22 protein-coding genes and 1 pseudogene are annotated in these 25,825 nt (G+C 64.8%); 12 read left to right on the top strand and 11 right to left on the bottom strand.

What is annotated here, in order from left to right:
* Positions 1–43 precede the first annotated feature (43 nt).
* From IVA98_RS32580 to IVA98_RS32565, 4 genes are all read right to left on the bottom strand, one after another.
* A complete protein-coding gene (locus IVA98_RS32580) occupies positions 44–826 on the bottom strand; it encodes a molybdopterin-binding protein (RefSeq protein WP_247299915.1) in 783 nt (260 codons plus the stop codon).
* 13 nt (positions 827–839) lie between these two features.
* The gene (locus tag IVA98_RS32575) at positions 840–1,469 is read right to left on the bottom strand and encodes a cytochrome b/b6 domain-containing protein (RefSeq protein ID WP_247299912.1); all 630 of its coding nucleotides are present in this window, start codon (positions 1,467–1,469) and stop codon (positions 840–842) included.
* A gap of 181 nt (positions 1,470–1,650) precedes the next feature.
* Positions 1,651–2,205: a fasciclin domain-containing protein gene (locus IVA98_RS32570; protein WP_247299910.1), complete on the bottom strand. Its 555-nt coding sequence runs from the start codon at positions 2,203–2,205 to the stop codon at positions 1,651–1,653.
* A gap of 301 nt (positions 2,206–2,506) precedes the next feature.
* Positions 2,507–3,268 (bottom strand): SDR family oxidoreductase, encoded by a 762-nt coding sequence (locus tag IVA98_RS32565; RefSeq protein WP_247299907.1) that lies wholly within the window; start codon positions 3,266–3,268, stop codon positions 2,507–2,509.
* Positions 3,269–3,354: 86 nt separating this feature from the next.
* Between IVA98_RS32565 and IVA98_RS32560 the strand changes: the two genes are divergently transcribed.
* Positions 3,355–4,884, top strand: a complete 1,530-nt coding sequence (locus IVA98_RS32560; protein ID WP_247299904.1) for a malonate--CoA ligase — start codon at positions 3,355–3,357, stop codon at positions 4,882–4,884.
* Between the two features lie 29 nt (positions 4,885–4,913).
* Entirely contained in the window at positions 4,914–5,411 is a 498-nt protein-coding gene (locus IVA98_RS32555; protein WP_247299901.1) for a DUF3658 domain-containing protein, read from the top strand.
* Positions 5,412–5,552: 141 nt separating this feature from the next.
* On the opposite strand, the gene IVA98_RS32550 is transcribed toward IVA98_RS32555, so the two are convergent.
* Positions 5,553–6,413, bottom strand: a complete 861-nt coding sequence (locus IVA98_RS32550; RefSeq protein ID WP_247299898.1) for a sulfite exporter TauE/SafE family protein — start codon at positions 6,411–6,413, stop codon at positions 5,553–5,555.
* A gap of 511 nt (positions 6,414–6,924) precedes the next feature.
* Here IVA98_RS32550 and sdhC point away from each other — a divergent pair.
* The 10 genes from sdhC (at position 6,925) to IVA98_RS32500 (ending at position 18,863) form a co-directional block, all read left to right on the top strand.
* Positions 6,925–7,323, top strand: coding sequence for a succinate dehydrogenase, cytochrome b556 subunit (gene sdhC, locus IVA98_RS32545; RefSeq protein WP_247299897.1), 399 nt, complete (start codon positions 6,925–6,927; stop codon positions 7,321–7,323).
* Positions 7,320–7,736, top strand: a complete 417-nt coding sequence (gene sdhD, locus IVA98_RS32540) for a succinate dehydrogenase, hydrophobic membrane anchor protein (RefSeq protein WP_247276140.1) — start codon at positions 7,320–7,322, stop codon at positions 7,734–7,736. The genes sdhC and sdhD overlap by 4 nt, the downstream gene beginning before the upstream one ends.
* 3 nt (positions 7,737–7,739) lie before the next feature.
* Positions 7,740–9,575, top strand: a complete 1,836-nt coding sequence (gene sdhA, locus IVA98_RS32535; protein WP_247299894.1) for a succinate dehydrogenase flavoprotein subunit — start codon at positions 7,740–7,742, stop codon at positions 9,573–9,575.
* Positions 9,576–9,682: 107 nt separating this feature from the next.
* Complete coding sequence (sdhB, locus tag IVA98_RS32530) at positions 9,683–10,465, top strand: succinate dehydrogenase iron-sulfur subunit (protein ID WP_247276138.1); 783 nt, start codon at positions 9,683–9,685, stop codon at positions 10,463–10,465.
* Between the two features lie 186 nt (positions 10,466–10,651).
* Positions 10,652–12,784 (top strand): ATP-binding protein, encoded by a 2,133-nt coding sequence (locus tag IVA98_RS32525; protein WP_247356426.1) that lies wholly within the window; start codon positions 10,652–10,654, stop codon positions 12,782–12,784.
* A 53-nt stretch (positions 12,785–12,837) separates the two neighbouring features.
* Positions 12,838–14,796 carry an ABC transporter ATP-binding protein/permease gene (locus IVA98_RS32520; RefSeq protein WP_247356424.1) on the top strand — a complete coding sequence of 653 codons (1,959 nt, stop codon included), beginning with the start codon at positions 12,838–12,840 and terminating at the stop codon, positions 14,794–14,796.
* Positions 14,797–14,895: 99 nt separating this feature from the next.
* A complete protein-coding gene (locus IVA98_RS32515) occupies positions 14,896–15,720 on the top strand; it encodes an FkbM family methyltransferase (protein ID WP_247299888.1) in 825 nt (274 codons plus the stop codon).
* Positions 15,721–15,744: 24 nt separating this feature from the next.
* A complete protein-coding gene (locus IVA98_RS32510; protein WP_247356422.1) occupies positions 15,745–16,131 on the top strand; it encodes a VOC family protein in 387 nt (128 codons plus the stop codon).
* Between the two features lie 83 nt (positions 16,132–16,214).
* Complete coding sequence (locus IVA98_RS32505) at positions 16,215–16,457, top strand: hypothetical protein (RefSeq protein WP_247299885.1); 243 nt, start codon at positions 16,215–16,217, stop codon at positions 16,455–16,457.
* 186 nt (positions 16,458–16,643) lie between these two features.
* A complete protein-coding gene (locus tag IVA98_RS32500) occupies positions 16,644–18,863 on the top strand; it encodes an OmpA family protein (RefSeq protein ID WP_247332318.1) in 2,220 nt (739 codons plus the stop codon).
* A 66-nt stretch (positions 18,864–18,929) separates the two neighbouring features.
* Here IVA98_RS32500 and IVA98_RS32495 read toward each other — a convergent pair.
* From IVA98_RS32495 to IVA98_RS32470, 6 genes and pseudogenes are all read right to left on the bottom strand, one after another.
* Positions 18,930–20,686, bottom strand: a pseudogene (locus IVA98_RS32495) (alkaline phosphatase).
* A 104-nt stretch (positions 20,687–20,790) separates the two neighbouring features.
* Positions 20,791–22,128 carry an argininosuccinate synthase gene (argG, locus tag IVA98_RS32490; RefSeq protein WP_247299880.1) on the bottom strand — a complete coding sequence of 446 codons (1,338 nt, stop codon included), beginning with the start codon at positions 22,126–22,128 and terminating at the stop codon, positions 20,791–20,793.
* A gap of 93 nt (positions 22,129–22,221) precedes the next feature.
* Complete coding sequence (locus IVA98_RS32485; protein WP_247299878.1) at positions 22,222–22,998, bottom strand: phosphatase PAP2 family protein; 777 nt, start codon at positions 22,996–22,998, stop codon at positions 22,222–22,224.
* A 79-nt stretch (positions 22,999–23,077) separates the two neighbouring features.
* Positions 23,078–23,572 carry a hypothetical protein gene (locus IVA98_RS32480; protein WP_247299876.1) on the bottom strand — a complete coding sequence of 165 codons (495 nt, stop codon included), beginning with the start codon at positions 23,570–23,572 and terminating at the stop codon, positions 23,078–23,080.
* Between the two features lie 164 nt (positions 23,573–23,736).
* On the bottom strand, positions 23,737–24,939 hold the full coding sequence (gene rlmN / locus IVA98_RS32475; protein ID WP_247299873.1) for a dual-specificity RNA methyltransferase RlmN: 1,203 nt from the start codon (positions 24,937–24,939) through the stop codon (positions 23,737–23,739).
* A 185-nt stretch (positions 24,940–25,124) separates the two neighbouring features.
* Positions 25,125–25,772: an invasion associated locus B family protein gene (locus IVA98_RS32470; RefSeq protein WP_247299871.1), complete on the bottom strand. Its 648-nt coding sequence runs from the start codon at positions 25,770–25,772 to the stop codon at positions 25,125–25,127.
* Between the last annotated feature and the right edge of the window lie 53 nt (positions 25,773–25,825).

Genomic DNA, 25,825 nt, shown 5'->3' with positions numbered 1-25,825 from the left:
TCACTGCTTCCCTATTCGCTACTCCCGATTCGCCATTCGCCTCTCAGCTCCCACTAAACGAATTATACCCCTGGTCTTCCCAATAACCACCCTTGTAGTCGTTGGTGACCTCCATCGAGACCACGTATTTCGGGTTCTTGAAGCCGAGCTTGGTCGGCACGCGAATCTTCATCGGGAAACCGTAGGCGCGCGGCAGAATCTCGTTCGCGTATTTGAACGTCATCTGGGTCTGCGGATGCAGCGCGCTGCGCATGTCGAGGGGAGAATTGTAGCCGTCCTTGTCGGCGCACTGGAACCAGACATATTTCGCACGCGTGTCGGCGCCGATCAGCTTGAGGAAATCGCGCAGCGGCGTGCCGGTCCAGCTTCCGATCGCGCTCCAGCCCTCGACGCAGATGTGGCGGGTGATTTGCGTGACCTGCGGCAGCTTGTAGAGCTCATCCAGTGTCCAGGACTTCTTGTTGTCGACGAGGCCGCGCACCTCGAGCTTCCAGTCTTTGCCGTCGACGTCGGGCGCGTCGTCGAGATCGTAATAGGCGTTGAACGGGAACGGCTTGGTGATCGCGCTCTCGGGAAACGTCGGCGCCAGCGCATCGGGATTGAAGATGAAGGCCTGCACCGCGTCGTTAAATTTCGAGACCTGCTTCAGCATCTCCTCGGCCGAGGAGGAATCGACGATGTCGCAGCCGGTGAGCAGCGTCAGCGCCCCTAAGCTGGCGCCGCCCGCGATGAAGCGGCGGCGGGTGACATCCGGCATCGCCTTGATGGAGTCTTTGATCAGCAATCGCTTGTCGACGCCGGGGATCAGGAATGAGCGCTTGGCCATGATCTCCTCCCTCTCAACGACCAATGATCATCGCGCGCAGGCTCTTCGGCACCAGCAGCGCGAGAGCAACGTGAATGACCAGGAACGCGCAGATCGCGGCCATGCAGAAGAAGTGCACATAGCGCGCGGTTGGATAATCGCCGAACAGCATCACCAAATAATAGAGCTGCACCGGCTTCCAGATCGCGAGGCCCGAGAGCACGATCAGCACGCCGACCACGATGATGCCGGCATAGAGCAGGCGCTGCACGTAATTGTAGACGGTGAGATCGTCATGGCCGAGCTTGAAGGTCAGCGCCGCCCTGACGTCGTGCAGCACGCCGGACGCCGTGATCGGCAGCAGCTTCTTGCGGAAGCGGCCGGTGGCGAAACCGGTGATGAGATAAGCGAGGCCGTTGATCATCAACAGCCACATCGCCGCAAAATGCCAGAGCAGGCCGCCGCCAAGCCAGCCGCCGAGTGTGTACTCGCGCGGAAAGCTGAAGCCGAACAGCGGCGAGGCGTTGTAGATCTGCCAGCCCGACAGGATCATCAGGATCATGGCAAGCGCATTGATCCAGTGCATGATCCGCACCCAGGCCGGCTGGATCACTTTGGCCGGAGTGGCCCTGACCTGCTCGTCGGTGACTGTGAGGCTCGCCATGATGGTTCCGTCCTGAAGGTCGTGTGTCAGCAATTATACGCCGAAGCGTCCGCTTTCGTTACGCCCTTCCGGCATCGAATCGATACCGGGGGCTATCACGGTCACAATAAAGCGAGCCGGGTACCCCCGGCTCGCGGCCTCAAGGCCTCCTGTTGGGGGGATGAAACAGGACCGCGCGGTGTTACGTCGCCGGCATCAGCACGGTGTCAACCACATGGATGACGCCATTCGACTGGTTGACGTTGGAGATCGTGACCATCGAGGTGCCGCCTTTGGCATCGACGATCCAGGTCTTGCCGTCCATCTTCTTCACTGTCAGTTCCTCGCCCTCGGCGGTCTTCATCTTTTTGCCGTCGGTGAGGTCGGCGGCCACGAGCTTGCCGGGCACGACGTGATAGGTGAGGATCTTGGTCAGCGTCGCCTTGTTCTCGGGCTTGACCAGATTGTCGACGGTGCCGGCTGGCAGCTTGCCGAAGGCGGCGTTGGTCGGCGCGAACACCGTGAACGGGCCTTTGCTTTCCAGCGTCGGCACCAGGCCCGCCGCCTTGACCGCCGCGACCAGCGTGGTGTGATCCTTGGAGTTGACCGCGTTCTGGACGATGTTCTTGGACGGGAACATCGCGGCGCCGCCGACCATGACGGTCCTTTCCTCGGCGCTGACAGGCGCGACGACGGTCGCGGTGATGGCCAGGGCACTGAAGGCGGCGGCAGCGAGACAGGCAATGCGCTTCGACATGAAGAATCTCCCGATTGAATTGAGACCGGCGATGGCCGGCGTTGAGCTGACAACAACGGCGGCTGCGACAGTTCGATCTGGAGCAGCAGCGCGTCGTTGGACCGAACTACGGGAGGGTTTGCGATGCGGTTTCGCAGAAAAATTCTTTGTGATGCGTGAAACTATGCGGGGGGATGTTCGTGTGGTGGCTCCGCCGTCATTGCGAGGAGCGAAGCGACAAAGCAATCCGGGCTATCTGCGCGGATATTTCTGGATTTGCTTCGCTTCGCTCGCAATGACGAACTCGCGGCTACGACCGGGGCTAATCCCTATTGTTCGGCGTCTGGATGAAGCCGCGATTATGCGTGGGGCTGATCAACACTTCGTTGATGCAGACTCTGGCCGGCATGCTTGCGATGAAGGCGATGGTGCGGCCGAGATCTTCGGATTGCAGCATCCTGGCCTGCTCCTCCTCGCTCGGCACCACCGGGCGCAGTTTCAGGATTGGCGTCGCCACCTCGCCCGGCATCAGGCAGCAGGCGCGCAGGCCGTTGACGCATTCGTCCATGTTGAAGGAATGGGTCAGCGCCAGCACCGCATGCTTGGTCGTGGTATAGGCCGGGCCCGGCATCTTCGAGACGTGACGGCCGGCCCAGGACGAGACGTTGATGATCGCGCCGTCCTGCTGCTTGCGCATCGTCGGCAGCACCGCGCGCATGCAATAGAGCACCCCGTTGAGATTGACCTGAACCAGTCTGTCCCAGCCTTCCAGTTCCATATCCTTCCAGCTGCGCTTGGGGACATTGATGCCGGCATTGTTCACCAGCAGATCGATCCGGCCATGTCTGGCGACGATCCGATCGGCCGCCTTCTGCGCTTCAGTGGCGTTGGACACGTCCAACACAATGGCCTCGGCCGTCCCGCCTGCTCCCGTGATCTTCGCGACCACGGCATCCAGGGCTGGCTGACGCCGGCCCGAGACCACCACCGTCCAGCCATCGGCCGCGAGCGCCTCGGCGCCGGCCTCCCCGATGCCGCTGCCGCCGCCGGTGACCCAGGCCACGCGTTTTCCGTTTCTTGTCATGCCAACTGTCTCCGTTGCTTCTGCGGGGCGGTTTTTGCTAATCCAGCCCTCGGTTTTGACCGGCCTTTGCCGGCGAGGAATGTTGCATGAACCAAGCTGCCAACGCCAACCTGTTTTCCCGCCTGTTCGACGGTCTTTCCGATCCCAAACGCCTCGCGATCGAGACGCATGACGGCGCCCATATCAGCTATGGCGATCTGATCGCGCGCGCGGGGCAGATGGCGAATGTGCTGGTCGCACGCGGCGTGAAGCCCGGCGATCGCGTCGCGGTGCAGGTGGAGAAATCGGTCGCCAATATCGTGCTGTATCTTGCCACGGTGCGGGCCGGCGCGGTCTATCTGCCGCTGAACACTGCCTATACGCTGAACGAGCTCGACTACTTCATTGGCGATGCCGAACCGTCGCTGGTGGTCTGCGATCCCTCCAAGGCCGAGGGCCTCGCCCCGATTGCTGCCAAGGTGAAGGCCGGGGTCGAGACGCTCGGCCCTGACGGCAGGGGCTCGCTGACGGACGCCGCCGCCAAGGCGAGCAGCGAGTTCACGACGGTGCCGCGCGAAAACGGCGACCTCGCCGCGATCCTCTACACGTCAGGCACCACGGGCCGCTCCAAGGGCGCGATGCTCACCCACGACAATCTAGCGTCGAACTCGCTCAGCCTCGTCGATTACTGGCGCTTCACCGACAAGGACGTCTTGATCCACGCGCTGCCGATCTACCACACCCACGGCCTGTTCGTTGCGACCAACGTGACGCTGTTCGCGCGCGCGTCGATGATCTTTTTGCCGAAGCTCGATCCGGATCTGATCATCAAGCTGATGGCGCGCGCCACGGTGCTCATGGGCGTTCCGACCTTCTACACACGGCTTCTGCAGAACCCCGCGCTGTCGCGAGAGACGACCAAGCACATGCGGCTGTTCATCTCGGGCTCCGCACCGCTGCTGGCCGAGACCCATCGCGAATGGTCGGCCCGCACCGGCCACGCGGTGCTCGAGCGCTACGGCATGACCGAGACCAACATGAACACGTCGAACCCCTATGACGGCGAGCGCGTGCCCGGCGCGGTCGGCTTCCCGCTGCCGGGCGTCTCGTTGCGCGTGACCGATCCCGAGACAGGCAAAGAGCTTCCGCGCGACGAAGTCGGCATGATCGAGGTGAAGGGCCCAAACGTCTTCAAGGGCTATTGGCGTATGCCGGAGAAGACCAAGGCGGAATTCCGGCCCGACGGGTTCTTCATCACCGGCGATCTCGGTAAGATCGACGCCAAGGGCTACGTCCACATCCTCGGCCGCGGCAAGGACCTCGTCATCTCCGGTGGCTTCAACGTCTATCCGAAGGAAATCGAGAGCGAGATCGACGCCATGCCCGGCGTGGTCGAATCCGCCGTGATCGGCGTGCCGCACGCCGACTTCGGCGAGGGCGTCACCGCGGTGCTGGTGCGCCAGCCCGGCGCGAGCATCGATGAGGCGACCGTGCTGAAGGGCCTGGAAGGACGACTCGCCAAATTCAAGATGCCCAAGCGCGTTTTCGTCGTCGACGAGCTGCCGCGCAACACCATGGGCAAGGTGCAAAAGAACATTTTGCGCGAGACGTATAAGGATATTTACTCGAAGAAATAGGGGCTCAATCGCTCCGGGATGGGGAACGCATGAACCGAGAGCAGGCCGTCCGGATCAACGATCATCTGCTTGATGCTTGCGAAGCCCTCGACCGGGCTCGAATGGCGATTGCAGCACTTGGCAAGACCGAGCGGATCGAGCTCGGGGACTGGCTTGTCGCTATCGTCGGCGCCCTGGAGGACAAGCTGCTCCTGCCGATTTACGAGCAGCATCCGGAGCTGGAGCCGCCAGCGGCCGATTTAGAGGAGCCGACGGTCACCAGCGAGCTCACATGGAATGACGTCCAGCTTCCGCCGTCAGTGACCGAGCAGCGTTTCGACGAGATCATTTTTTCGGTCATGGAGCGGACTTGGCGGAAGACCGCCATGATGGTCTGGCTTGTGGTGAATCGCTGCAAGGAACTTGGATTGTCGATCGACGACGAAATGGTTGCTGCGCGATTGAAGGCGCTTTCCGACTCCGATCGCATCGAAGGCATCGGCGATCTGCGAATGTGGCGCCACAGCGAAGTACGATTGAAGGACTAGACCGCCGATTAGGCCAGATCGGGGCTCAGTCCCGTTCACTTGGTGTAGCGTACGCTCTCAACCCCGCCTTGCGACCAATCCAGACTGCTGTTGTTGAAAGAGTCTTGATTGTTCGCTTCGCACGCAAGGAGTGTGTGGCGGCTACTGCCCGCCTAACAGGCTCAGCACAAACCGGCTGCCCACGATGAACAGATAGCAGCCGAACGCGACCTCCAGCGTTCGCTTCGACATCGCATGGGCGGCTCTTACACCGAGCGGCGCGGTGACGAGGCTCATCGGCATCACCAGCGCGGCGCCGATCAGCGAGACGTAGCCGAGCGCGAACGGAACTTGCAGCGCTACGATGGCCGGATAGGTCGTCGCGGCCGGCCAGCCGGCATAGACGTAGCCGAGCGCGCCGGGGATCGAGATCAGCACGGCGAGCGCCGATGAGGTCGCGACCGCCTGATGGATCGGACGGCCGTAGAACGTCATCAGCAGGTTGGAGAACAGGCCGCCGCCGATGCCCATCAGCGTCGAGAGGATGCCGACGCAGAAGCCGTAGGCGCGCATCAAGAGCCCCTCGGGCATGTCACCTCCGAGCTTCCAGCTCTCGCGCGCGAAGACAAGCCTCGCCGCAGCGGCGTAGGCGACACAGACGAACACGATCTTGAACAGCCGCTCCGGCGCGTAGCGCGCCACCACGCTGCCGGCGACGACGCCAATGACGATCGGCAGCCACCAGAGACGCAGGATCGCCATGTCGACCGCGCCGCGCCGGTAATGCGCCTGGAACGAGCGAAGCGAGGTCGGGATGATGATCGCGAGCGAGGTGCCTATGCAGAGCGGCATCCGCACCTCCAGCGGCACGCCGACGATGCGAAAGCATTCGTAGAGCACCGGCACGAGGATCGCGCCGCCGCCGATGCCGAACACGCCGGCCAGGAATCCCGAGAGTGCGCCGGTTGCAATCAGCAACAGCGCGAGCTCGATGATCTCCTTGATATCAAGACCTGGAATCACCCCTGACCTGCTCCGGCATCGCCCCCGAAACATCTGCTCGGATTCGGCTGCAGGCCCAGCTGTAGAAGATCTGATTTGCCTGGTCGACACGCCGCGCCTGCCCCCTTGGGTGGGATGCAGGACGTGCATATCCGCCATCGCACGGAAAGTCGGTGCGCACGGCAGAATTAGACATGCCCTTGTGGTTCGCCCGAGGTGCTTCCGGCGTCATGAACTGCTGGCTTGAGCGACATTCGAACCACCATCGCTTAGAGGCGTTCCAATAGTGATTTCAATGGACCGCGCCGACGCCAGAAAAGGATGAACCAAGATTCGATATTTCGCTGGTAGGCCTACGCTCTGGTATACCAAGCCTCTGATTGGCCTTGTTTCATCAAGGCTCTAGAGCTGAACTCGCGTTCGATTTATGGCCATTTGGTGATTGCGCAGGTGAAGTCGACTCCGTAAATAGAGCCGACCTTTCCGATCCCCACGCGCCCTTCTGTTGGGCCGCAATACAACATCAAAGCCCATGACCGCACGGATCGAACGACCGCTCTCGCCACACATGCAAGTCTACCGCTGGACACTGACGATGGCGCTGTCCATCGTCCATCGCGCCACCGGTATCGCCCTTTATGTCGGAACCCTGCTGCTGGTCTGGTGGCTGGTTGCCGCAGCCTCCGGTCCGGCCGCCTACGGCCATGTCCAGGCCTTCGCCGGCAGCATCATCGGCCGGCTGATCGTGTTCGGCTACACTTGGGCGCTGATGCATCATATGCTCAGCGGCATCCGGCATTTCGTGTGGGACCTCGGCTACGGCTTCAAGGCCAATGAGCGGGAAGCGCTGACCTGGGGCGCCCTGATCGGCGGCATCGCTCTGACGGTGCTGATCTGGATCATCGCCTATGCGATTGGAGGCGGCCGATGAGTTTTGACGAATCCCACGGCTCGCCGCAGCGTCCCTCGATGCGCACCCCGCTTGGCCGCGTCCGCAATCTCGGCGCCGCGCATTCGGGCACGTCCGATTTCTGGCGCCAGCGCATCACCGGCGTCGCGATGACGCTGCTGATGATCCCGGTGCTGGTGATCATCATGATGCTGCTCGGCCGCAACCAGGTCGGCGCTGCGCAGATTCTCAGTTCCATTCCTGTCGCCGTGATCCTGCTCCTCTTCATCATCGCCAGCGCCTGGCACATGAAGATCGGCATGCAGGTGGTGATCGAGGACTACGTCCATAACGAGAAGCTGAAGCTCACTGCCATCATGCTCAACAACTTCTTCTCGGTCGCCGTGGCGCTCGCCTCGACCTACGCGATCCTGAAACTGTCATCCGGAGTGTAACCCATGGCCACCACAACGAATGGCTCGGGCAAGGGCGCTCCCGCCACCAACGGCAAAGCCTATCCGATCGAAGACCACACCTATGACGTCGTCGTGGTCGGCGCCGGCGGCGCGGGCCTGCGCGCCGTGGTCGGCTGCAGCGAAGCCGGCCTGCGCACCGCCTGCATCACAAAAGTGTTTCCGACCCGCTCGCACACGGTCGCAGCGCAGGGCGGCATCTCCGCCTCGCTCGGCAACATGCACAAGGACGACTGGCGCTGGCACATGTACGACACCGTCAAGGGGTCGGATTGGCTCGGTGACCAGGACGCGATCGAATACATGGTTCGTAACGCGCCCGACGCGGTCTACGAGCTCGAGCATTGGGGCGTGCCGTTCTCACGCACCGAGGACGGCAAGATCTACCAGCGGCCGTTCGGCGGCATGACGACCGAGTTCGGCAAGGCCCAGGCGCAGCGCACCTGCGCCGCCGCCGACCGCACCGGCCACGCCATGCTCCACACGATGTACGGCCAGTCGCTGCGCCACGCAGCCGAGTTCTTCATCGAGTTCTTCGCCATCGACCTGATCATGGACGACCAGGGCACCTGCCGCGGCGTCATCGCGCTCAAGCTCGACGACGGCACGCTGCACCGCTTCCGCGCCCAAACCACGATCCTGGCCACCGGCGGCTACGGCCGCGCCTATGCCTCCTGCACCTCGGCGCATACCTGCACCGGCGATGGCGGCGGCATGGTGCTGCGCGCCGGCCTGCCGATGCAGGACATGGAGTTCGTCCAGTTTCACCCGACCGGCATCTACGGATCGGGCTGTCTCGTCACCGAGGGCGCGCGCGGCGAAGGCGGCTATCTCGTCAACTCCGAGGGCGAGCGCTTCATGGAGCGCTATGCGCCGTCGGCCAAGGATCTCGCCTCGCGTGACGTCGTCTCGCGCGCGATGACCATCGAGATCCGCGAAGGGCGCGGCGTCGGCAAGAAGAAGGATCACATCTTCCTGCACCTCGACCATCTCGATCCCGCGGTGCTGGCCGAACGGCTGCCGGGCATCTCCGAATCCGCGAAGATCTTCGCCAATGTCGACGTGACGCGCGAGCCGATCCCGATCGTGCCGACCGTGCACTACAACATGGGCGGCATCCCCACGAATTATCACGGCGAGGTGCTGACTAAGAAGGATGGCGACGACAACGCCATCATCCCGGGCCTGATGGCGATCGGTGAAGCCGCCTGCGTGTCCGTGCACGGCGCCAACCGCCTCGGCTCCAACTCGCTGATCGATCTCGTCGTGTTCGGCCGCGCCGCGGCGCTCCGCCTCGCCGAGAAGCTCACGCCCAACGCCAAGCAGCCCGAGCTGCCGGCGAACTCGGCTGACCTCGCGCTCGGCCGGCTCGACCATTACCGCTACGCCTCCGGCGGTACGCCGACGGCGAAGTTGCGTGAGGGCATGCAGCACGTGATGCAGAACAATTGCGCGGTGTTCCGCACCGGCGAGGTTTTGAGCGAAGGCCAGAACCTGATCCAGAAGGTCCACAGCGGCATCACCGACATTGCCGTGTCCGACCGCTCGCTGGTGTGGAATTCGGACCTCGTCGAGACGCTCGAATTCGACAATCTGATCTCGCAGGCGGTGGTGACGATGAACTCGGCCGCCAACCGCACCGAGAGCCGCGGCGCTCATGCGCGCGAGGATTTCTCCGAACGCGACGACAAGAACTGGATGAAGCACACGCTGGCCTGGCTGGACGAATCCGGCAAGGTCAAGATCGAGTACCGCCCGGTTCACAACTACACCATGACCAACGACGTGCAGTACATCCCGCCGAAGGCGCGCGTGTATTGATCGAACAATAGCCGTCATTCCGGGGCGATGCGCAGCATCGAGCCCGGAATCTCGAGATTCCGGGTCTGGTCCTTCGGATCATCCCGGAATGACAAAAGGTTAGAGCAATGGTTGAATTCGCACTTCCGAAGAACTCCAAGATCACTGGCGGCAAGACCTGGCCGAAGCCGGCGGGCGCCACCGAGCTCCGCGAGTTCAGGGTCTATCGCTGGAATCCGGACGACGGCAAGAATCCGAGCGTCGACACCTATTACGTCGATACCAATGATTGCGGTCCGATGGTGCTGGACGGCCTGATCTGGATCAAGAACCACATCGATCCGTCGCTGACCTTCCGCCGCTCCTGCCGCGAAGGCGTCTGCGGCTCCTGCGCCATGAACATCGACGGCCAGAACACGCTGGCCTGCACCCGCTCGATGCACGACGTCAAGGACGGCGCGGTGAAGATCAACCCGCTGCCGCATCAGCCGGTCGTCAAGGACCTCGTCCCCGACCTGACCAATTTCTACGCGCAATACGCCTCGGTCGAGCCGTGGCTGAAGACGACCTCGCCGACGCCGCAGAAGGAATGGCGCCAGAGCCACGAGGACCGCGAGAAGCTTGACGGCCTCTATGAATGCATCCTGTGTGCCTGCTGCTCGACCTCCTGCCCGAGCTATTGGTGGAACAGCGAGCGCTATCTCGGCCCCGCCGCGCTGCTTCAGGCCAACCGCTGGGTGTCCGATTCGCGCGATGAAGCGACCGGCGAGCGGCTCGACAATCTCGAGGACCCGTTCCGCCTCTATCGCTGCCACACCATCATGAACTGCGCCAAGGCCTGCCCGAAGGGCCTGAACCCCGCGGAAGCCATCGCCGAGCTCAAGCTCAAGATGGTCGAGCGCCAGATCTGAGTCGAAATTGATGGGCCCGCCCCGGCCGGGCTGGCCCGGGCATGCTGCGATCGCACTCAATTCGAGGAGAATTTTCTCCGGCCCGCTGCGCGCGCAAATTTTGAACCCACAACCAAAGGTTCCAGCAGAAGCTGCTTCCTTCCCTGCGCGTGATTCAGTTAAGCTCCGGCCAGGGACGGAGCGACTGTGCAGAGGGCGCAACGCAATTCGCTGAAACTGTTGCAGTGGATGATGGCGGCATCCCTGGCGCTGCCGATTGCGTTGTTCGCCATCGCCGCCACGATCTCCTACACATCGACGAATGATATCGCCGACCGCGAGATCGAGCGCACCCTCGACGTCGCGCATGAGCATGCGCTCAAGGTGTTCGAAACCATCGACCGCAGCCTTGCCGAGCTCAACGAGGTCGTGCGCAGCCTTCCCGACGAAACCATCCGCGCGCGCGAACCGGCTTTGCACCGTCGCCTGAAGCGGCTGACCGATTCGCTGCCGCAGCTCAAATCGGCCTGGATCTTCGATGCGGACGGAAAAGCGCTGGTCAACAGCCTCGTCTCGCCGCCGCCGGAGCTGAGCTTTGCGGACCGCGATTACTTCTATGCCCACGTCGACCAGAGCATCGGCACCTTCATCGGCACGGCGCTGACGCCACGCCCGCCCTATCAGGGCGCCCGCTTCTTCGGCGTGAGCCGGCGCCGCGATGCCGACGACGGCCGCTTCATCGGCGTGATCCAGGCCTCGGTCCTGCCGGAATATTTCGAGAGCTTTTATTCCAGGATCGGCTCAGATCCCGGCAGCTTCTTCGCGATGGGGCGCACGGACGGCGCACTGCTCGCGCATTTCCCGCGGCTCGACCACGACCTGCGGCTCGATCCGGGCGGCCCGGTGGGCCAAAAGATCGCAACAAGCCCCGAGCACGGCCTCATGACCATCGCCTGGCCGTTGGACGGGATTGAGCGCCGCATCGGCTACCGGCGCATCGCCGAATATCCGATCTATGTCAGCGCCGGGCTCGAAAGCTCGGCCATCCGGGCCCGCTGGTTCGCCACCATGGGCCAGCATCTGGTGTTCGGCATTCCCGCGACCGCGCTGCTGTTCCTGCTGCTCGCCTTCGCGTTCCGCCGCACCCAGCATCTCCAGGCCGAGGCCGCAGCGCGGCGAGAAGCCGAGGACGCGCTCAAGCACAGTCAGCGCCTGGAGGCGCTCGGGCAGCTCACCGGCGGCGTCGCGCACGACTTCAACAATCTGCTGACGGTGATCCGCGCCTCGGTCGACCTGCTGAATCGCCCGCAACTGACCGAAGAGCGGCGGCAGCGCTACATCACGGCCATCGCGGACGCAGTTGCGCGCGCCGCCAAGCTGACGTCCCAGCTCCTCGCCTTCGCGCGGCGCCAGACCCTGAAGCCGGAAGTGTTCGATGTCGGACAGCGGATGCAGTCGCTGCATGACATGCTGGCAACGCTGCTCGGGCCCGCCATCGAGATCGTCACGCGGTTGCCGGCCGAACCCTGCCTCGTCAACGCCGATGCCGGCCAGTTCGAGACGGCGCTGATCAACATGGCGACCAATGCGCGCGATGCCATGCAGGGCAAGGGCAGGATCACCTTCGAGGTCGAGGCCGCGACGACCATTCCGGACACGCTGGCCCCCGGCGCTCATGGCTACATAAGCGTCACCGTCCGTGACACCGGGATCGGCATTCCTGCGGCGCGGCTCGGGCGCATCTTCGAGCCGTTCTTCACCACCAAGCAGGTCGGCCACGGCACCGGTCTCGGCCTGTCCCAGGTGTTCGGTTTCGCCCGGCAATCCGGCGGCGAGGTGACGGTCGCGAGCGAGGTGGGACAAGGCAGCACCTTCTCGCTCTATCTGCCGCGCGTGCCGCTGGAGCTGCGGCCGCAGCGGCAGGCGCCGAGCACAGCGCCCGCGGTGGCCGGCAGCGGCATGTCGGTGCTGGTGGTCGAAGACAACATCGAGCTCGCCAATTTTGCCGCCGACGGGCTGACCGAGCTCGGTTACAGCATCACGCTGGTCGACAATGCGACCGACGCGCTTGCCGAGCTCGTCGTGGACGCCGATCGATTCGACGTCGTGTTCTCCGACGTGGTGATGCCGGGGATGACCGGGCTCGACCTGGCGCAGGCGGTCCGCGACCGCGGCATCGGCGTGCCGGTCGTGCTGACCACGGGCTACAGCCAGGCTCTATCCCAGGATGGCGCCGCCGAGTTCGATCTCGTGCAGAAGCCCTATTCGATCGAAGAATTGTCGGGCGTGCTCCACCGGACCGCCCGGCTGCGGCGCGTCCGGGACGGCGCTGCCGAATGAATCGGTGCTCGGAACCCAAGGGAACCGTTTGATTTCCTTTGCGTTGTCCGCCCATGCACAAGCCGGCCGCGAAGCGCGAACAGGGCAAGAATCCGCCCATTGTCGAGGTCAAAGGCGAGAACGGCGATGACGTGGCGCCGCCGCCGCCCGAGCTGCTCGAACCGGACCCCGAACTGTCGCCCGAAGAAGCCGAGCAGGCCCGCAAGGACTATCTGCTGACGCGTTTCTGGATCAGCGCGCGCGGCTTCTGGGGCCGCAACGGCGACCGCATGGCCTGGCCGTTCTCGATCGGCCTCGGCATGCTGATCGTCCTGACCGTCGGCTTCCAATACGGCATCAACGTCTGGAATCGCGCGATCTTCGACGCCATCGAGAAGCGCGATGCGACGAGCGTCTTCGATCTCACGGCGCTGTTCTTCCCGCTCGCAATCGGCAGCATCGTGCTCGGCGTCGCCCAGGTGTTCGCGCGGATGAGCATCCAGCGGCGCTGGCGAGCCTGGCTCACGAGCAGCGTGCTGACGCGCTGGCTCGCCAACGGCCGCTATTATCAGCTTAACCTCGTCGGCGGCGACCACAAGAATCCCGAATACCGCATCGCCGAGGATCTGCGCATTGCGACCGACTCGCCGGTCGATTTCCTCGCCGGCGTCACGTCCGCGCTGCTGTCGGCCGTGACCTTCATCGTCGTGCTCTGGACCATCGGCGGCGCACTCACCGTCAGGCTCGGCGGCTCAAGCCTCACCATTCCCGGCTTCCTGGTGATCGCCGCGATCCTCTACGCCGCGATCGCCTCCAGCTCGATTTTGGTGATCGGCCGCCGCTTCGTGCAGATCTCCGAGGACAAGAACCAAGCCGAAGCCGATTTCCGCTACACGCTGACGCGCGTGCGCGAACATGGCGAGAGCATCGCGCTGCTCGGCGGCGAAGAGGAGGAGCGCGACGGCATCGACCGCAATTTCACCAGCGTACTTCGGCAATGGGCGCGCCTGGCCGGACAGCACATGCGGACGACGCTTGTCTCGCAGGGCTCCAGCCTCGTCGCGCCCGTGGTCCCTCTCCTGCTCTGTGCGCCAAAATTCCTCGACGGCAGCATGACGCTGGGACAAGTCATGCAGGCGGCCTCCGCCTTCACAATCGTGCAGAGCGCGTTCGGCTGGCTGGTCGACAATTATCCGCGACTCGCCGACTGGAACGCCTGCGCGCGGCGCATCGCCTCACTGATGATGTCGCTCGACGGTCTCGAACGTGCCGAGCAAGGCGATGGGCTTGGCCGCATCAAGCGCGGCGAGACCAGCAATGACGCCATGCTGGAGTTGAAAGACCTTTCTGTCACGCTGGACGACGGCACCGCCGTGGTCGGCGAGACGGAGGTGGTGATAGAGCCGGGCGAGCGGCTTCTGGTCGCCGGCGAATCCGGCACCGGCAAGAGCACGCTGGTGCGCGCTATCGCAGGGTTATGGCCGTGGGGCGGCGGCAGCGTCAATTTCCATCCCGACCGTCGGCTGTTCATGCTGCCGCAGCGGCCCTACGTACCCGCGGGATCGCTGCGCCGCGCGGTAGCCTATCCCGGCGCCGCCGAGGATTGGACGATCGAGGAGATCGGCAAGGCCCTGCGCAAGGTCGGCCTCGATCACCTCAAGGAGAAGATCGAGGAGGAGGCGCCGTGGGACCAGACGCTATCAGGCGGCGAGAAGCAGCGCCTCGCCTTTGCGCGGCTGCTGCTGCACAGCCCCGACATCATCGTGCTCGACGAGGCCACATCCGCGCTCGACGAGAAGAGCCAGGACAAGATGATGAAGATGGTCACCGACGAGCTGCCGAAGGCGACCATCGTCAGCGTCGCACATCGCGCCGAGCTGGAGGCTTTCCACAGCCGCAAGATTGTGCTGGAGCGCCGCAAGGGCGGCGCCAGGCTCGTCAGCGACGTCGAGCTGATCCCGCGCAAGGGCAAGCGCAGGCTGCTCGGCCGCTTCCTGCGCCAGCGCATGGCCCCGCCGAAGAAGGCGGCGTGACTTTCGCTTCGCCGTCCCGGCCGTAATCGTCCGCATCGAGCGTTGGAGTCCCTCGCAAAACCGGCTATGCATGCGCCGCCTGCAATGAGGACCGCCTGCTTGACGACCGACAACGCCCCTTCGTCCGCGCCGTTCGGCGCCTTTGCGCCGAATGCGGCGCAGGCCGCTCTCATTCGCCTGGCCCAACAGTCCGGGCTGAAGCGCGGCGCATTCCGGCCCTGGATGTCGCGGCTGGTCAACCTGCTGCGCGGCGGCCCGGTCGACGTGCAATATCAGGGCGCTTCGTTCCGCTTCTATCACCAGGGCAGCGCGACCGAGCGCGGTGCGCTGTTCAATCCCGACTACAATCTCGACGAGCTCGATTTCCTGCGTGAGCACACCCCGGCGGGCGGCACATTCGTCGACGTCGGCGCCAATGTCGGCACGTTTGCGCTGGTGATGGCGCGGCAGGTCGGCACCACAGGCAAGGTTGTGGCGATCGAGCCGCATCCGACGACGTTTGCGCGGCTCGCGTTCAATCACGCCGCATCGAACGCGACACAGGTGCGCCTGGTGCAGGCCGCTGCCGGTGACAGCAACGGCGAGCTGATGATCGAGAGCGGCGGCGGTAATCTCGGTGCCACGCACGTCGTCACCGGCACGGCGAGCGCTGATGCGATCAGGGTCCCCTCGCTGCGCCTGACCCGTATCCTCGACGAGGCTGGCGTCACGCAGATCGATTCGCTCAAGATCGACGTCGAAGGCTTCGAGGACCGCGTGCTGATCCGCTTCTTCCGCGACGCGCCGCCATCGCTGTGGCCTCGCGCCGTGGTAATCGAACACTTGTCTCAAAACGAATGGCAGCAGGATTGCATTGCCGACATGGTGGCGCGCGGCTTTTCCATCGCGCGCAAGACGCGCAGCAATACGTTCCTGTCGCGCTGACAGGGACGAACAACGGAGGTTGCGATGCTGGATCACATGGGATTCTCGGTCTCCGACTATGAGCGCGCCAAGGCGTTCTACGCCAAGGCGCTGGCCCGGCTCGGTTACAGCCTGATCATGGAAGTGACGGCCGAGCAGACCGGGCACGCCGCAGCCGCAGGGTTCGGCGCCGACGGCAAGCCGGATTTCTGGTTCGGCGGCGAAGGCGCGATGAACAAGCCGGTCCACATCGCGATCGCAGCCAAGGACCGCGCCACGGTGGACGCGTTCTACAAAGCGGCGATAGCGGCGGGCGGACGCGACAACGGGCCGCCCGGCATCCGCCCGCATTATCATGCGAACTATTACGGCGCCTTCGTGCTCGATCCCGACGGGCACAACATCGAGGCGGTCTGCCACGCACCGGAATAAGCCGCGCTGCACACCGGCGAACAGGGAACATCGGCACGGCATCATCGTTATCGTCCTCTGGGCCATTGATCACGAAGGTGCCGATGCCAATCGAGCCGCCAGAGATTCCACCGACAACACCGGGGACTCCAACCGAGCCGCCTCCTGGAATTCCGCCGGGCAATCCGCAACCCGACATCACGCCGCCGATGCGCGAGCCCGGCGAAACACCGCGGCCGGATGAATTGCCCGGCCATGTTCCCGAAGAGATTCCACGACGCGGGCCGAACGGACCGCTCACGCCCAATCCCGCGACGGACGCGCGTTCGCCGCGGGATCACACATGAGGCGAGCGATCACATGCGGGGCGATTGCAACATGCGTCTGAATGCGCAATGAACGTCGTCATAATGAAGTTATTTGCGTGCAGAAATAAATCGGGCCCCGACTGCTTGGCCCGCCACATTCCGGCCTAACGCGTAGCTGTTCATCCCAACACTTCGTCAAAGAACCTTCCGGGGAAGCTCACCACCATGACCAACCTTCGTCTCGTGCTGCTTGCAACGACGGCCCTGACCGCGATGCAATTCGCAAGCTCCGCATCGCATGCGCAAAGTGCGCCGCCGCTCGTCGTCGCGCAGGCCCAGCCACAAGAGACTGGCCCTGACGGAAAACCGAAGCAGCCTCCGAAGGGCCCGCCAGCGGCCGCGCCACCTGCGGCGCCCGCGCGCCCGGCCGCACCGCCGCCCGCGGCTGCACCGCCGCATCCGCCCGCCGCGCCTCCGCCGGCCGCCGCACCGCCGCGCCCGGCAGCGCCGCCCCCGCCTCCGCCTGCGGCCCGTCCGGCGCCGCCGCCACCTCCGCCGCCTGCCGCACCGAAGCAGCCTTCGCCGCCGGCTGCGGCGCCGCAGCAGCATGCGCCGACACCGTCCCCTTCGGCACCGCCTGCAGCACGTCCGGCTCCCACGCCGCCAGCACCTCCTCCCGCCGCAGCTCCGCAGCAGCATGCGCCGACGCCACCGCCACCTGCGGCTCGCCCGACACCGACACCGACGCCGCCTCCTGCCGCGCAGCCGCATACGCCGCCTCCGGCGCCTTCTGGCGCACGCCCGGCTCCGACGCCGCCGGCCCCGCCCGCAGCAGCGCCTCAAGGCCGCCCGGCGCCGACGCCTTCGCCTTCGCCTTCGCCCGCAGCGCCGACGGCACGACCTGGCGCGCCTGCCCCGACCGCCACGCCTGCACCGACTGCGACACCAGCCCCGACGCCTGCGCCGACCGCGACGCCGGCTCCCGGGAGCACGCCCGGCGCGCCGCCGGCTGGACGCCCCGGTGCACCGCTGCCCGGACGCCCGGGCGCGCCACCGGCTGCAGGATCGCCAGCTCCCGGTGCAACGCCCGCTCCAACGGCGACACCGGCACCAAGTCCCGGCACCCCGACGCCGCTGCCCGGACGTCCCGGTGCAGCACCGACGCCTGCTCCCGGCGCAACACCGGCCCCGGGCGCAACACCGACGCCTGGCCCTCAGGGGGGTACGCCGCCTGCGGGTGCGCCCGCTGCCGGAACTCCGCCCGCGTCGCCGCAAGCCGGCGCCCCGGCCCGGCCGCCGGCGCCTCCCGCCGGTGCCGCGGCGCCAACTGTCGTCCCTGGCACGGCGGCCGCAGCACCGCCGCCGAACCGGGCGCAATACGCTCCGCCCACGGTCGCGCCGGCCTTCCGAGCCGCGCCCACCGTTGCAGCACCGTTGCCGCCTCCGCCGCGTCCGCCGCAGCGTGACCTGACGCCGCTCGCGATCGGCGCAGGCGTGGTGGCCGGCGTCGCGATCGGCGCCACCATCGCCGACCTCCACAACCAGCGGCGCGAGGTCGTCGAAGGCGGCCGCACCGTCTACACCGAGCCGGATCGCATCATCATTCGCGATCCGGGCGGGCAGGCCTATGTCCGCGGCAACGATCTCTATCGCTTCCGCTACGGCGCCCGCGACATCCGCACCGACACAGTCGGCGGCGAAACCCGCACCGTCGTGGTCCGCCCTGACGGCAGCGAGGTGATCACCGTGGTCGGTGCGGACGGTTCGCTGCTGCGCCGAATCCGCAGGGACCCCGGCGGGCGCGAGATTGTCATCATCGACAACAGCTACCGGGATCCGCGCGCGATCGGCGGGTTCTATGTCGACGTGCCGCCGCCGGTGGTCAACATTCCCTATGATCGCTACATCGTCGATGCCCAGGAGGCGTCGCCGGACGTGATCTACGCGACCATGCAGGCACCGCCGGTGCAGCGGATCGATCGGCGTTACTCGCTCGACGAGATCCGCTACAGCCCCAATGTTCGCATGCAGATGCCGAGCATCGACGTCAACACGATCAACTTCGAGACCGGATCGTGGACCATCCCGCCGGACCAGGCGGCCCGGTTGCAGGTGATCGCCGACGGCCTCAACCAGGCGATTCAGCGCAACCCGCGCGAGGTGTTCCTGATCGAGGGACATACTGACGCGGTTGGCAACGAGGTCGACAATCTATCGCTGTCGGACCGCCGCGCACAGTCAGCGGCCGAATTGCTGACGCAGCAGTTCGGTGTGCCCGCGGAGAACCTGACGTCGCAAGGCTACGGCGAGCAGTATCTGAAGGAGCAGACGCAAGGGCCGAGCCTGATCAACCGGCGCGTCACCATCCGCCGCATCACACCGCTGCTCAATGGCGGCCAGGCCTCGCTGCCGCCGCCCCCGCCCGGCACCGCGCCGCCGCGCTGAGACGAAGCATTACGAACGCAAATGGCCGGGAGCGATCCCGGCCATTTTTTTCGAACAGCATCGCCGCTACGGCCGAGCAGCCAGCCCAAGCGCGTCGACCATGAGGCGAAAGATCTCGGTATTGTCCATCGAACCGCGCACACCATCACTGCCTGGCCCTGCCGCCGTGAGGATGACGTCCTCACCCGAATGCACACTGGCGCCGATCATCGCCGGCAGATTGCCCGGGCGCAGCACGACGCCTGGAACATCCTTGTATTTGTCGTTGGCCTTGAAGGTCCCATCCTCGCCACCCTTCACGGTAGGCTCGTTGGGATTGTCGAGCTTCGGGCGGAACGTCTCGTAATGGTCCGGCAGACTGGCCGAGAAGATGGCGAGCCGCCGGCTCACGTCGACGCGTGCCGGATAGCCCTCCGCATCCGCAGCCGGATAATTGGGAAATCCGGCCTGCTCGTAGACGCCGACGCGCTCGCGCAGCGGCACGTTGGGCGCAGTGCCCATGTCGTCAATCACCGTACCGACGAGGCTGTTGGGATGATTGTGGTCCGCCACCACCAGAATGAGGGTGTCGTCGCCACGCGCATGCGCCCATTCACGTGTCTGGCGCACAGCATTGTCGAGCATGATCGTGTCGTAGACGGCTCGCTCCATGTCGAGCAAATGCGCGTATTTGTCGATCATCCCGGACTCGACCATCAGGAAGAAACCGGCCTCATTCCGCGACAAGAGTTTCAGCGCCGCCTGCACCTGCTCGGTCAGGTCGGGCTGCTCGGGGAATTTCCTGACGCCGCCGCCCTTCAGGAACTTGCGGTCCAGTGCGCCGTCCATGTTTCCCGTTGCGAACAGGCCGAGCAGCTTGCCCGTCTCCGGCTTGGCCGCGAGAGCGCCGAGCTCACGCGCGGTGGTCGCCACCTGATAGCCTGCATCGCGAAACTTCGCGATGTAATCGGTCTCGTCCTTGCGTTTCGAGCCGGCGGCGGATTTCGGCAGAAAATTTGCGCTGCCGCCGCCCATCAGCACATCCGGCTCGCCGCGAAGAATTGCTCGACGATCTCGTCATAGGCGGCGCGCCGGCGGGTGTGCGCAAGCATCGCCGCCGGCGTCGCGTCCTCGATCTCGGTATTGGTGACGATACCGATCGCCATGCCGAGCCGCCTCCTGGCGAGGCTCGTGATGGTTTCGACCCGTGGATCGTCGAACGGGCTTGCGGTGCGGTCCGCATAGACGCCCAAAGCGTTGACGGCGCTCTTGTGCCCGGTCGCATAGGCGCTGGCCGAATTCGCAGAGTCCGTGATGATCGAGTCCGAGCCTGCGGTCGCCACCAGTGCCATGTGAGGCATGTCGTCGATGGCGAGCTTGCCGCGGCTCTTGCCCTCCGAAATGCCCTTGGACAGGATGCGGGCTGCGACCCGATGCGCCGGCGACATGCCATCACCGATGAACAGGATGACGTTCTTCGCCTTGCGCGGACCCGTGTCGTAGACCGTCCATGTGACGCTGCGCTGGCGCGTGCCGTCGCTCACGTCCACGGCAACGCTGCCCGGCGTAGTCAGTGTAACGTCGCGCAGGACCAGGGCCGACTGTTCCTTGCCGTCCTCGCGATCGACGAAAATCCCGGAGCGGCCGAACGCGACTGCGTAATCTGTGCCGTTCACCGTCACCTTCAACTTGGCCGGGTCAACCGGCCCGGGGAGTTCGACCTTAAAATCGAATTGAGCTCCGGCCAGGATCTCGGCACGATCAATGGGATAGATCGTCTGTGCCGACACTGACGTTGCCCAAAGAAGGACGATGAGAGAGGCGACGGCCGACTGCTTGACCATGTTCGATGCTCCGCGCTGCCCATTCCGGGGGAAGCTAGGAGCCTAGCGGCCCTCAATGACACCGTCATTATGTCGTGCATCGCCCGATCGCCGCGACAAAGGGCTCAATCCTTGTCGCTCTCCAGCCGGAAGATCTGCGAGCCTTCGCTGCCCGACAGCAGGCCGGTGTCGCTGTAGAGCTTCAGCTTGCTGCGCGTGTCGGCGATGTCGAGATTGCGCATGGTGAGCTGACCGATTCGGTCGGCAGGCGTGAAGGCGGCGTCCTCGACCTTCTCCATGCTGAGCCGCTCGGGCGCGTAGGTGAGATTGGGACTCTCGGTGTTGAGGATCGAGTAGTCGTTGCCGCGGCGCAGCTCCAGCGTGACTTCGCCGGTGACGGCGCGCGCGACCCAGCGCTGCGCGGTCTCGCGCAGCATCAGGGCCTGCGAGTCGAACCAGCGGCCCTGATAGAGCAGCCGGCCGAGACGCATGCCGCTGATGCGGTACTGCTCGATGGTGTCCTCGTTGTGGATGCCGGTGACGAGGCGCTCATAGGCGATGTGCAAGAGCGCCATGCCGGGCGCCTCATAGATGCCGCGGCTCTTGGCTTCGATGATGCGGTTCTCGATCTGGTCGCTCATGCCGAGGCCGTGGCGGCCGCCGATCGCGTTGGCCTCGAGGAACAGCGCGACGGCATCAGAGAAGGTCTGGCCGTTGAGCGCAACCGGCTGGCCTTCTTCGAAACGCACCACGACCTTCTCGGCCTTAACGGCGCAGTCGTCGCGCCAGAACGGCACGCCCATGATCGGGTTGACGATCTTGATGCCGCTGTCGAGGCTCTCGAGATCTTTCGCCTCGTGCGTGGCGCCGAGCAGATTGCTGTCGGTCGAATACGCCTTCTCGGCGCTCATCTTGTAGGCAAAGCCCTGGGCCGTCATGAACGCCGACATCTCGGCGCGGCCGCCGAGCTCGTCGATGAACTGCTGGTCGAGCCAGGGCTTGTAGATCTTCAAAGCGGGATTGGTTAGCAGGCCGTAGCGGTAGAAGCGCTCGATGTCGTTGCCCTTGAAGGTCGAGCCGTCGCCCCAAATGTTGACGCCGTCCTCCTTCATCGCCGCGACCAGCATCGTGCCGGTGACGGCGCGCCCCAGAGGCGTGGTGTTGAAATAGGTGATGCCGCCGGTCGAGATATGGAAGGCGCCCGACTGGATCGCGGCGATGCCTTCGTGGACGAGTTGCGTGCGGCAATCGACCAGCCGGGCCTTCTCGGCGCCGAACTCCATCGCCTTGCGCGGAATCTCGTTGTAGTCGGCCTCATCAGGCTGGCCGAGATTGGCGGTGTAGGCGTAGCAGCGTGCGCCCTTCTGCTTCATCCAGAGCAGCGCCGCAGAGGTGTCGAGGCCGCCCGAAAAAGCGATGCCGACTTTCTCACCCTTGGGCAGGCTTTTCAGGATTGTGGTCATGGGGCTTCCAATCGGGTCACAAGGGCTGATGTCGGGCCGGGTTTGACCCGCGCGAATATCAAATTTCGCACGCCTCGGCACCTCTTTAATGGCTCAAATCGACGGCTCTGGACCTGTCTTGCGGCCGAACAGGCGCTGGCGGAGCCGGTAGGCGGGCCAGTTCAGCCGCGTCAGGGCCGCGTCGACCGCCTCGTCCGAAAACCGCGTTCGAGGCCAGCGGTAAATCAGCGCGTAGGCGAACCAGATCACCACGAAGGTGACGAGGCCGGCAATCGAGACATCGGTGAAGAAGTGGCCGCCGAAGGCCATACGCAGCCCGCTGGTCACAGCGCCGAACACCACGGCGGCCGTATAGGCGAGCGGCCGCCACGCCGGCGGAGCGAGAGCGGCCGGTGCCAGCGTCCAGAACGCGGTCGCGCCTTCCCCGGAGAAGAACGAGCAGTTGCGCCCGCAGCCGCCGCGCGGATCCCACCACGGCACGAACTGCTGATCGCCAGCAAACTCGGTCACCACGACCGGACGCGGCCGGCCCCAATAATTCTTGAACGTCAGGTTGGTCAGAATGCCGGCCGACATCGTCAGCGTTACCAGCAGGAAGACGACCGTGCGCCCCGGCACCAGCAGCGGCCGGTCAGGCCGGATCATCTTGACGACGAGCGCGACGATCGAGGGAAGCGCGAATGCCCAGGCGATCCACATCGCCGCATCGCGCGCAAAGCCGGCCCAGCCGTTCAGCTTGAGCGGGAATGTCTTGGTCGCGGGGTCGAAGAACAGCGACGCGAGCTTGAGGTCGAGCTCGGGATAGAGGCCGAAGACAAGGCCGATCACGAGCCACAGCGAAAGGGCGATGAAGAGTCCAGTCCGGTTCATGGCGCGCGGTTTAGCGGAGCAGGGCGGAGATGAAAACCCCAACGGCGGTCCCCATCCTCCCCTGGAGGAGGATAAGAAGTCACCGCGCATCGGGCCTGGAATTCGACGGCAGCGGAGGTGGGGGCAGGTGCGAAGGCGGCGGGATGCGCCAGGCGCCTGCATTGCGGCCGGCGATCAGCCAGTAGACCACGCCGGCGACGATGCCCGCGCCCGTCATGATCTCCAGGTGGCGCCGCACGATACCCTCGAATTGGAACGTGTCGCCGTGGAAGGGGACGAGACCGAGATAGCAGGCGAGCCCGACAAGGCCGCCGCCTGCGGCATAAGCGAGCGCGCTGCGGATATAGAGCGCCTCGGTGATGGCAACGATCACCGCGGCCGGCACCAGGGCGAAGCCGGAGACGAAGATGAAGCCGAAGCCGAACAGGATGTCGATCGTGCCCTGATCGACGGGACCCGCGCCGAGGTCAGCGAATTCCGGAAACAGCAGCGCGACGACGACGATTATGCCGCCGACGAAGCAGGCGGCGAGGAAGCCGATGAAGATGACGACAAGGCGGCCGATCAGGGACATGACGTCACCTTCACCGTCGTTGCGAGGAGCCAGCCGGTCCCGCCTTCGGCGGGCCGGATGACAGGCTCCGCGACGAGGCAATCCAGACTGCCTCCGCGGAAAGATTCTGGATTTGCTTCGCTGCGCTCGCAATGACAAGGATGCGAAGGCGCAGGCATTACCTATCAATCCGTCATCGCCATCGCGCGCAGCGCCTGGCGTTCACGCGCCGAGAGCTTCTCCGTCTCTGATTTGAGCTGGCCGCAGGCAGCGAGGATGTCGCGGCCGCGCGGGGTGCGCACCGGCGAGGAATAGCCAGCGTTGAAGATGTATTCGGAGAACTTTTCGATCTGGTCCCAGTCCGAGCATTCATAGGCGGTGCCGGGCCAGGGATTGAACGGAATGAGGTTGATCTTGGCCGGAATGCCCTTGAGCAGCTTCACCAGCAATTTCGCATCGTCGAGCGAATCGTTGACGCCCTTGAGCATCACATATTCGAACGTGATGCGGCGCGCATTCGAGGCGCCGGGATAGTCGCGGCAGGCCTGCAGCAGTTCCTTGATCGGATATTTGCGGTTGAGCGGCACGAGCTCGTTGCGCAATTCGTCGCGCACCGCATGCAGCGAGATCGCGAGCATCACGCCGATCTCCTCGCCGGCGCGCACGATGTTCGGCACCACGCCCGAGGTCGACAGCGTGATGCGGCGGCGGGAGATGCCGATGCCTTCATTGTCGCCGACGATCAGCAGCGCATCGCGCACCGCATCGAAATTGTAGAGCGGCTCGCCCATGCCCATCATCACGATGTTGGTGACGCGGCGCGTGCCGTCTTCGCGATCGGCCCAGTCGTTGAGGCGATCGCGCGCCACCATCACCTGTCCCACGATCTCGCCGGCGGTGAGGTTGCGCACCAGGCGCTGGGTGCCGGTATGGCAGAACGAGCAGTTCAGGGTGCAGCCGACCTGCGAGGAGACGCAGAGCGTGCCGCGATCGGTCTCGGGGATGTAGACGCACTCGACCTCATGCGCCTTCTGGATGTTGTCGCCGCTCGGCAGACGCAGCAGCCATTTGCGGGTGCCATCGTTGGAGATCTGCTCGGCCACGACCTCGGGCCGGTCGACGGTGAAATGCTGCGCGAGCTCGGCGCGAATGCCCTTCGAAATCGAGGTCATCTCGTCAAAGCTCTGGGCGCCGCGGAAATAGAGCCAGTGCCACAGCTGCTGCACCCGCATCTTGCGTTGCGCCGGTGCGACACCGATCTCGCCGAGGCGATCGGCGAGCTCGGCACGCGACAGGCCGATCAGCGAGGGCCTCGCCGGCGGCACATAAGTTTCGAGCGGAGTCTTCTCCACCAGGATTGCGTTGTGCGGCTCGGTCGTCGGTTGCATTGAATGGACCTGATGGGTTTTGTCGTTCCGGGATTGGTCCGGAGGACCAGACCCGGAACCTCGAGATTCCGGGTTCGATGCTGCGCATCGCCCCGGAATGACGGTAAATCTGGAACAGCCCCTATATAGCAACCGGATCTGCCGATTGCGACCGCGGCTATGACTTAGCCTTACCGCCTGCAATCCTATCTTTTGCAGTCCTGGGCGATCTTATCGAGCGCCTGGGCGAGGCCCTTCAGCGAAAACGTGTCGGTCGTCTCGGTGCCCTTGGCCGAGACCCCCTTGACCACGAGATCGGCGGATTTGCGCATGGCTTCGACCATCCGCTCCTCCTCGGCCGCGTTCTTGATCCAGAGGCCATCGCCCTGCGTATACATCGCGAAAGCAGCGCCGCCGACCTCGGCCGTCGATTCCGAACCCGGTTTCAGCGCATAGCCGATCATGACCGAGACTTCGTTGTTGACCTTCTCGGCCGGCCGGGTCGACACGAACGCATAAGCAGGATCGCGCGGCCGGTTCGGCGGGTTGGTCTTCGACGACGAGGGCTTGGCCAGCGCGAAGCAGACCTTCTTGCCGTTCGGCGTGGCTGAATAGGCGCCCCAGGTGCCGAACTGGCCGATCAGGGTCGGCTCCGCGCCGCCCGCAACCGCCGCGGGCGCTGCCGCCGGTTTGCTCTCTGGCTTTGCCGCCGTCTTGGCAGTCGGATGGGCCGCTGGGGGCGCCGGCTTTGGTGCCGCCTTCGGCGCCGGTTGCGGCGTCTGCGCCCCAGCGAGATCGGCGATCCCGCACGTCATCATGCCGATCATCAAAATGAAAGATAGCACCCGCCACATGCTGGAGTGGTTCCCTCAATATTGTGACTGGAAGATGGCCCGGCCGTGTTTTG

Source organism: Bradyrhizobium sp. 160, assembly GCF_023073735.1.
GTDB lineage: Bacteria > Pseudomonadota > Alphaproteobacteria > Rhizobiales > Xanthobacteraceae > Bradyrhizobium.
This window is presented reverse-complemented; position numbering and strand designations above follow the sequence as displayed.